The organism is Nocardioides sp. GCM10027114, assembly GCF_042659625.1.
Taxonomy (GTDB): Bacteria; Actinomycetota; Actinomycetes; order Propionibacteriales; family Nocardioidaceae; genus Nocardioides.
Genome location: NZ_JBHSSS010000029.1, coordinates 336,258 through 343,314 on the forward strand (window position 1 = coordinate 336,258; position 7,057 = coordinate 343,314).

The 7,057-nt window shown below is 70.2% G+C and carries 7 protein-coding genes; 3 read left to right on the top strand and 4 right to left on the bottom strand.

Going from position 1 to position 7,057, the window contains the following annotated elements:
• Positions 1–5: 5 nt before the first annotated feature.
• From ACFP2E_RS18435 to ACFP2E_RS18450, 4 genes are read right to left on the bottom strand one after another with little or no spacing between them, the layout of a single operon-like run.
• On the bottom strand, positions 6–1,751 hold the full coding sequence (locus ACFP2E_RS18435) for a cytochrome bc complex cytochrome b subunit (protein WP_378524192.1): 1,746 nt from the start codon (positions 1,749–1,751) through the stop codon (positions 6–8).
• Complete coding sequence (locus ACFP2E_RS18440) at positions 1,748–2,848, bottom strand: Rieske 2Fe-2S domain-containing protein (RefSeq protein ID WP_378524191.1); 1,101 nt, start codon at positions 2,846–2,848, stop codon at positions 1,748–1,750. Before ACFP2E_RS18440 ends, ACFP2E_RS18435 begins: the two co-directional genes overlap by 4 nt.
• Positions 2,845–3,714: a c-type cytochrome gene (locus ACFP2E_RS18445; protein WP_378524190.1), complete on the bottom strand. Its 870-nt coding sequence runs from the start codon at positions 3,712–3,714 to the stop codon at positions 2,845–2,847. Before ACFP2E_RS18445 ends, ACFP2E_RS18440 begins: the two co-directional genes overlap by 4 nt.
• A 30-nt stretch (positions 3,715–3,744) precedes the next feature.
• Positions 3,745–4,392: a heme-copper oxidase subunit III gene (locus ACFP2E_RS18450; protein ID WP_378524189.1), complete on the bottom strand. Its 648-nt coding sequence runs from the start codon at positions 4,390–4,392 to the stop codon at positions 3,745–3,747.
• Between the two features lie 66 nt (positions 4,393–4,458).
• Between ACFP2E_RS18450 and ACFP2E_RS18455 the strand changes: the two genes are divergently transcribed.
• Genes ACFP2E_RS18455 through trpD form a run of 3 tightly spaced genes read left to right on the top strand, consistent with a single transcriptional unit; the run spans position 4,459 to position 6,935 of the window.
• Positions 4,459–5,439 carry a cytochrome c oxidase assembly protein gene (locus ACFP2E_RS18455; RefSeq protein ID WP_378524188.1) on the top strand — a complete coding sequence of 327 codons (981 nt, stop codon included), beginning with the start codon at positions 4,459–4,461 and terminating at the stop codon, positions 5,437–5,439.
• A 1-nt stretch (position 5,440) separates the two neighbouring features.
• Entirely contained in the window at positions 5,441–5,866 is a 426-nt protein-coding gene (locus tag ACFP2E_RS18460) for a hypothetical protein (protein ID WP_378524187.1), read from the top strand.
• Between the two features lie 43 nt (positions 5,867–5,909).
• Positions 5,910–6,935, top strand: coding sequence for an anthranilate phosphoribosyltransferase (trpD, locus tag ACFP2E_RS18465; protein ID WP_378524186.1), 1,026 nt, complete (start codon positions 5,910–5,912; stop codon positions 6,933–6,935).
• The last annotated feature ends 122 nt before the right edge of the window (positions 6,936–7,057 follow it).

Genomic DNA, 7,057 nt, shown 5'->3' on the forward strand with positions numbered 1-7,057 from the left:
GGGCCTCAGTGGGAGCGGAGCTCCTCACCCTCGACGGCGTGGTGGCCGTCGAACTGGTGGCCGTCGGCCGCGTGGTCGAGGCCTGCCTGGAGGGCGTGCTCGTGCTCGGCGTGGTGGTGCGCCTCCTCGAGCTCCTCCGCGGTCGGCTTCTGGACGTTGTCGGCCCAGACGAGGGTCTGCAGCTTGCCGCGGACCTTCTCGACACGTCCGTTCTTCGCCGGTACGCCGTTCGGGTCGACCGGTCCGCCGTTGACCGGCTCCGGGTCGCGGTCCCGCGCGGTGAGGGCGTAGGCCCGCGACTCGTCGATCGGCAGGTGCCGCTCGGTGTAGCCGCCCTCGGGGGAGCGCATGATGATGCCGGTCTCGTAGCCGTGCAGCAGCTTCTCGTTGTCGGCCCGCTGGAGCGAGATGCACCAGCGGCGCGTGATGAAGAAGGCGATGACGGGTCCGATGAACACCGCGGCACGCATGAAGTAGGTGATCTGGTTGATGCTCAGATCGAACGTGATCGCGATGATGTCGTTGCCGCCGGCGGCCCACATCAGGCCGTAGAAGGTCATCAGGGCGACCATCGTGGCGGTGCGGGTCGGGGCGTTGCGCGGACGCTGCAGCAGGTGGTGGTCCCGCTTGTCACCGGTGATCCAGCCCTCGATGAAGGGCAGGAGCAGCAGGATCGTGAACATCAGGCCGGGGAGCACGATGATCGGCAGGAAGACGTTCCAGCTCAGCGTGACGCCCAGGAAGCTCGACTCCCAGCCCGGCATGATGCGCAGCGCGCCGTCGGGCCAGCCCATGTACCAGTCGGGCTGCGAGCCCGCGGTCACCTTGGACGGGTCGTAGGGGCCGTACTTCCACACCGGGTTGATCTGCAGCAGGCCACCCATCAGGGCGATCACGCCGAAGACGATGAAGAAGAAGCCACCGGCCTTGGCGGCGTACACCGGGAGCATCGGGAAGCCGACGACGTTCTTCTCGGTGCGGCCGGGACCGGGCCACTGCGTGTGCTTGTGGTAGACGAGCAGCAGCATGTGGGCCGCGATCAGCGCCAGGAGCAGGCCCGGCAGCAGCAGCACGTGGACGATGTAGAGGCGCGGGATGATCTGGTCACCCGGGAACTCGCCACCGAACAGGAAGAACGACACGTAGGTGCCGACGACGGGGATCGACTTGATGAAGCCGTCGGCGGCCCGGACGCCGGTGCCGGAGAGCAGGTCGTCGGGGAGCGAGTAGCCGGTGAAGCCCTCGAGCGTGCCGAGCAGCAGCAGCAGCGAGCCGATCACCCAGTTGAGCTCACGCGGCTTGCGGTGCGCGCCGGTGAAGTACACGCGGAGCAGGTGCACCATCATCGCCGCGATGAAGATCATCGCCGCCCAGTGGTGCATCTGACGCATCAGCAGGCCGCCACGGACGTCGAACGAGATGTCCAGGGTCGAGGCCATCGACTCGGACATGTGGACGCCACGGAGCTGGTCGTAGGAGCCCTCGTAGATGATCTCGCCCATGCTCGGGTTGAACCAGAGCGTGAGGAAGACGCCCGTGAGCAGCAGGACGACGAAGCTCCACAGCGCGATCTCGCCGAGCATGAACGACCAGTGGTCGGGGAAGACCTTGCGGATGTTCTTCTTCGCCAGCGTGGCGAGGCCCAGTCGGTCGTCGGCCCAGCCCGCCACCGCGCCGGCGCGGTTCGGGCCCTTGGCCGTGGCCGCCTTGCCGCGGTTGCTGCTGGCGACCTTGCTGGTGTCGATACTCATTCGGAGTCACGCTCCCAGTAGCTCGGGCCCACGGGCTCGGTGAAGTCGCTCTGAGCCACAAGGTACCCCTCGTCATCAACTGCCAGCGGCAGCTGCGGGAGGGCCCGGGCAGCCGGGCCGAAGACCACGCGACCGGAGTCCGCGAGGTCGAACGTCGACTGGTGGCAGGGGCAGAGCAGGTGGTGGGTGGTCCGCTCGTAGAGCGAGATCGGGCAGCCCACGTGGGTGCAGATCTTGGAGTAGCAGACGATGCCGTCGACGGACCAGTTCTCGCGGCCCTCGCCCGCGATGATGTCCTCGGGCTCCATCCGGACCACGACGACCGCACCCTTGGACTTGGCGATCTGGAGCGCGACGCCCTCGATGATCGGCTCGCCCTCCTCGTTGGTCTCGAAGATCGCGGCGGGCTCGCCGTTGACGAGGTCGCCGATCTGGAGGTCGGTGACCCGGATGGGGGTGCCGACGACGTCGCGGACGACGCGCATCCCCTTCTCCCAGACGGTGTTCTCGATGCCCGCGCCGGGGTAGTCGGCCTCCTCGGCGACCTGCTGCGGGGTCGGGCCCAGGTCGCGCAGCAGCACGATCGCGGGCAGCCCCAGCATGCCGACGGCGCCGAGCAGCGAGTTGCGGACGAGCGGCCGTCGGCCGATGCCGGACTCGTCGGCGCCGGCGGTCAGCGCGGCGACGGCGGCCTCGCGGTCCTCCTCGGGGGAGGCCGACGGGTGGCGCATCTCGATGATCTCGTGGTCGGACATCAACTTGCGGGCCCACTGGATGACGCCGATGCCGATGAGCAGCAGGGCGCCGCCCAGGGTCGCACCGAGTGTCAGCGTCGAGGCGCCGAAGCCGAGGAACGTGTCGGTCGACTCACCGACCTCGAACACGAAGTAGCAGACGACGAACAGGACGGCGCAGACGGCGGACAGGCCGAACAGCGTCGCGACCTGGCGCTCCGCGCGCTTCTCCTGCGCGGGGTCGACGTCGGTCGGGCGCCACACGTGGGGCGGCAGCCCGGGGTTGGGGAGCGGGTCGCCCTCGACCTCGCGCCCGTGACCCTCCCACCCGTGGGCGGGGAGGTTCTCGTCCGTGTGGGTCATGCCTCCACCTTGTCCTTCTTCGAGCGCGTGGTGTGGGCGGCGATCCAGATCGCGGCACCCAGGAGCAGGCCCATGCCGACCAGCCACGCGGTCAGGCCCTCGGTCACCGGGCCGAGACCGCCGAGGCCGAAGCCGCCGTACTCGGGGTCCTCCTCGAGGGACTCGAGGTAGGCGATGACGTCGCGCTTCTGCTCGGGGCTCAGGTTGTCGTTGGAGAACGTCGGCATCGTCTGCGGGCCGGTGAGCATGGCCTCGTAGATGTACTTGTGCTCGACGCCGCGGATCTTGGGGGCGTAGCCGCCGCGGGGCATCGCGCCGCCGTTGCCCTGGAAGTTGTGGCAGGCGGTGCAGTTGGTGAGGAAGATCTGGCCGCCGCGGGCGATCGCGGCCTCGCGCTCCTCCTCGGAGAGGCCGTCGATGCTGTAGTCGGACTCGTCCGGGATGGCCGGGCCGGGACCGAGGCTGGCGACGTACGCCGCGAGCGCCTCGATCTCGTCCTCGGTGTAGACGACGTCCTTGCGGGGCGCCTGCTGCGTGGGGGCCTGCATCGGCATGCGGCCGGTGCCGACCTGGAAGTCGACGGCGGCCGCGCCCACACCGACGAGCGACGGGCCGAGGTTGTTGCCGCTCTGGGTGCGGACACCCTCGCCGTTCTGCCCGTGGCAGAACGAGCAGCCCACGAGGAAGAGCTCACGGCCCTTGGCGACGAGCTCGGCGTCGCTCTCCTGCTGGGTGGCCTGCGCGGGGGCGAGGGCGGCGTACATGCCGCCCGAGAAGAGGAGTCCGACGAGCAGGAGGACGAGACCCGCGAGAGGGCCCCGGCGGTGCCGCGAGAGCCGACCGGCGGAGCGGTTCAGGAAACGCACATTCAGTCCTTGGTAGATCCGGTCGGTGGGCTACTTGACGAGGTAGATCGTGGCGAACAGCCCGATCCACACCACGTCGACGAAGTGCCAGTAGTACGACACCACGATGGCGCTGACGGCCTGCTCGTGGGTGAACTTGCGGGCCACGTAGGTGCGGCCCAGGACGAAGAGGAAGGCGATCAGGCCGCCGGTGACGTGGAGGCCGTGGAAGCCGGTGGTGAGGTAGAACATCGTGCCGTAGGCGGAGTCCTGGATCGTGACGCCCTCCTGCACGAGGGTGGCGTACTCGATCGCCTGGCCGGCGATGAAGATCGCGCCCATGACGTAGGTGAGGATGAACCACTCGCGCAGGCCCCAGCCCGACACCTTGAGCACGCCGCCGGTGCGCCCGACCTGACCGCGCTCAGCGGCGAACACGCCGAGCTGGCAGGTGAGCGAGGAGAGCACCAGGATCGTCGTGTTGACCGACGCGAAGGGGACGTCCAGGAGCGCGGTGTTCTGGGACCACAGCTCCGGGCTGACCGCCCGGATCGTGAAGTACGACGCGAACAGCGCCGCAAAGAACATCAGCTCGCTGGAGAGCCAGATGATGGTCCCCACGCTGACCATGCTCGGCCGGTCGTGATGGCCGTGCAGTCGGGATGCCGGAATCGCAGTTGCTGTCGCCACGGGTGTCATTATGTCGGTACCGACCAACGAGGGCACCCCGACCCCCCATGGTTTCGGCGACATAAAGTTCACAGGGTGACGAGCACGACGCTGACGGTGGTTCCGAACCTCCCGGAGTTCACCCCCGCCCGGATCCTGAGCGAGTGGTCCGTGGAGCCCGTGGCGGTCGTGCTGACCGTGTGGGTGGCCGGCGCCTACCTCCTGGGCGTGGCCACGCTGAGGCGGCGTGGGGACCGCTGGCCGGTGGGACGGACCCTGTCCTTCCTAGGTGTGGGAATGGGCACGTTCGCCTTCGCCACCACGTCCGGCCTGGCGGCGTACGACACCACGTTGCTGAGCGTCCACATGGTCCAGCACATGCTGCTGTCGATGGTCGTGCCCCTGGCGCTGGCGCTCGGGGCGCCCGTGACGCTCGCGCTGCGGACGCTGCCGCTGCGGTACCGGCGCTGGCTGCTCGCGCTGCTGCACTCGCGCCTCGTGAAGGTGCTCTCCTTCGCGCCGCTGGCCTTCCTGCTCTACATCGTCTCGCCCTGGGCGCTGTACTTCACCGAGTGGTACGAGGCCTCGCTGCGGTCGACGTACGTCCACGAGATGATGCACATCCACCTCGTCGCCGTGGGCGCGCTCTTCTTCTGGCCGCTCATGGGCATCGACCCGGTGCCGGGCCGGGTGGGGTACCCCTTCCGGATCCTGCTCGTGGTGCTCACGCTGCCGTTCCACGCGTTCCTGGGCGTCACGATCATGGGGCAGCAGGAGCTGCTGGCCGGCGACTGGTACCTCATGCTCCGCGAGGGCCCGATGGGGTCCTGGCTGCCGCCCGCGCTGGTCGACCAGCACCTTGCCGGCGGGATCCTGTGGGGCTCGGGCGACCTGATCGGCCTGTCGTTCTTCGCGGTGCTCTTCGTGCAGTGGGTCCGCTCGTCGATGCAGGAGGCCCGTCGCGAGGACCGCCGGCTCGACCTGCTGGAGGCGCGCGCCGCCGCCGAGGAGGCCCGCGCCGCCGACGCGCCGACCTCGGCGGGCACCTCGCCGGATCCGGACGAGACGCCCCGGTAGCATGCGGGCCGTGAACGACACGACTGCCGCCGCACCCCTGAAGGTGCTGGTCTACAGCGACGACGTCAACACCCGCCAGCAGGTGATCCTGGCCCTCGGCCGACGCCCGCACCCGGACCTGCCGGAGGTGGAGTACGTCGAGGTGGCCACCGAGCCGGTCGTGATCCAGAACATGGACGCAGGGGGCATCGACCTCGCGGTCCTCGACGGCGAGGCCGTGCCCGCAGGCGGCATCGGCATCGCCAAGCAGCTCAAGGACGAGATCTTCGCCTGCCCGCCGATCCTCGTGCTGACGGGCCGCCCGCAGGACGCGTGGCTGGCGACCTGGTCGCGTGCCGAGGCGGCGGTGCCGCACCCGCTGGACCCGGTTCAGCTGGCCGAGTCGGTCGTGTCGCTGCTGCGCAGCCGCACGCCCGCCGCCAGCTGACTCCCGTCACCGTCCCGCCCACCCACCGCGCGGAGGACCGCCCATGACCAGCTGGCCGGACGTGCTCTCCGCACTCGTGGCGCGCGAGGACCTCACTGCCGAGCAGACGGCGTGGGCGATGGGCGAGGTGCTGGAAGGCGAGGCCACCCCGGCCCAGATCGCCGGCTTCGCCGTGGCGCTGCGTGCCAAGGGCGAGACGACCGCGGAGGTCACCGGCCTGGTCGAGGCGATGTACGCGCGAGCCACGCCGATCAGCGTGCCGGGCCGGCTGCTCGACGTCGTCGGCACCGGCGGCGACCGCTCGATGTCGGTCAACATCTCCACGATGGCGGCGATCGTCGCGGCCGGGGCGGGTGCCAAGGTCGTCAAGCACGGCAACCGCTCGGCGTCCTCGAAGTCGGGCAGCGCCGACGTCCTCGAGGCGCTCGGCATCCGGCTAGACCTGCCGGCCGACCGGGTCGCCGAGGTGGCCGACGAGGCCGGGATCACGTTCTGCTTCGCGGCAGCCTTCCACCCGGCGCTGCGGCACGCGGCCGTCCCGCGGCGCGAGCTGGGGATCGCCACCACCTTCAACTTCCTCGGCCCGCTGGCCAACCCCACCCGACCTGCCGCGCAGGCCATCGGCTGCGCCGACCTGCGGATGGCCCCGGTGATGGCCGGCGTCTTCGCCGCCCGCGGCGTCGACGCCTGGGTGTTCCGCGGCGACGACGGCCTCGACGAGCTGACCACGACCACCACCTCCTCGGTGTGGACCGTGCACGCCGGTCAGGTGTCGCAGACGACGCTGGACCCCGCCCGCCACGGGATCGCCCCCGCGACCGCGGACGACCTGCGCGGCGGGGACACGGCGTACAACGCGGCGGTGGTGCGCCGGGTCCTGGAGGGCGAGGCCGGACCGGTCCGCGACGCGGTGCTCCTGAACGCCGGCGCCGCCCTGGCCGTGCACCAGGCGCCGGGTGAGCCGGTCGACGATGCGCTCGCTGGTGGGCTGGAGCGCGCCCGCGAGGCGGTCGACTCCGGCGGCGCGAAGGCCGCGCTCGAGCGCTGGGTCGAGGCCTCGGCCCGCTAGATGTGATGCCCAGGCACGTTGGTCGAGAACCTGCGACGACACGATGTGACCTGTAGATGGGCGAAGGCCTCCCGGTGTGGAGTGGAGCTGTCTAGGAACCGCTCCGCCACCGAAGGAGGCCT

What these genes read in the sequence shown, in the direction of transcription:
- ACFP2E_RS18440 (WP_378524191.1), bottom strand. Translation starts at nt 2,848, where the DNA reads ATGACCCACACGGACGAGAACCTCCCCGCCCACGGGTGGGAGGGTCAC.
- ACFP2E_RS18435 (WP_378524192.1), bottom strand. Translation starts at nt 1,751, where the DNA reads ATGAGTATCGACACCAGCAAGGTCGCCAGCAGCAACCGCGGCAAGGCG.
- ACFP2E_RS18460 (WP_378524187.1), top strand. Translation starts at nt 5,441, where the DNA reads ATGCGGGCCGTGAACGACACGACTGCCGCCGCACCCCTGAAGGTGCTG.
- trpD (WP_378524186.1), top strand. Translation starts at nt 5,910, where the DNA reads ATGACCAGCTGGCCGGACGTGCTCTCCGCACTCGTGGCGCGCGAGGAC.
- ACFP2E_RS18450 (WP_378524189.1), bottom strand. Translation starts at nt 4,392, where the DNA reads ATGACACCCGTGGCGACAGCAACTGCGATTCCGGCATCCCGACTGCAC.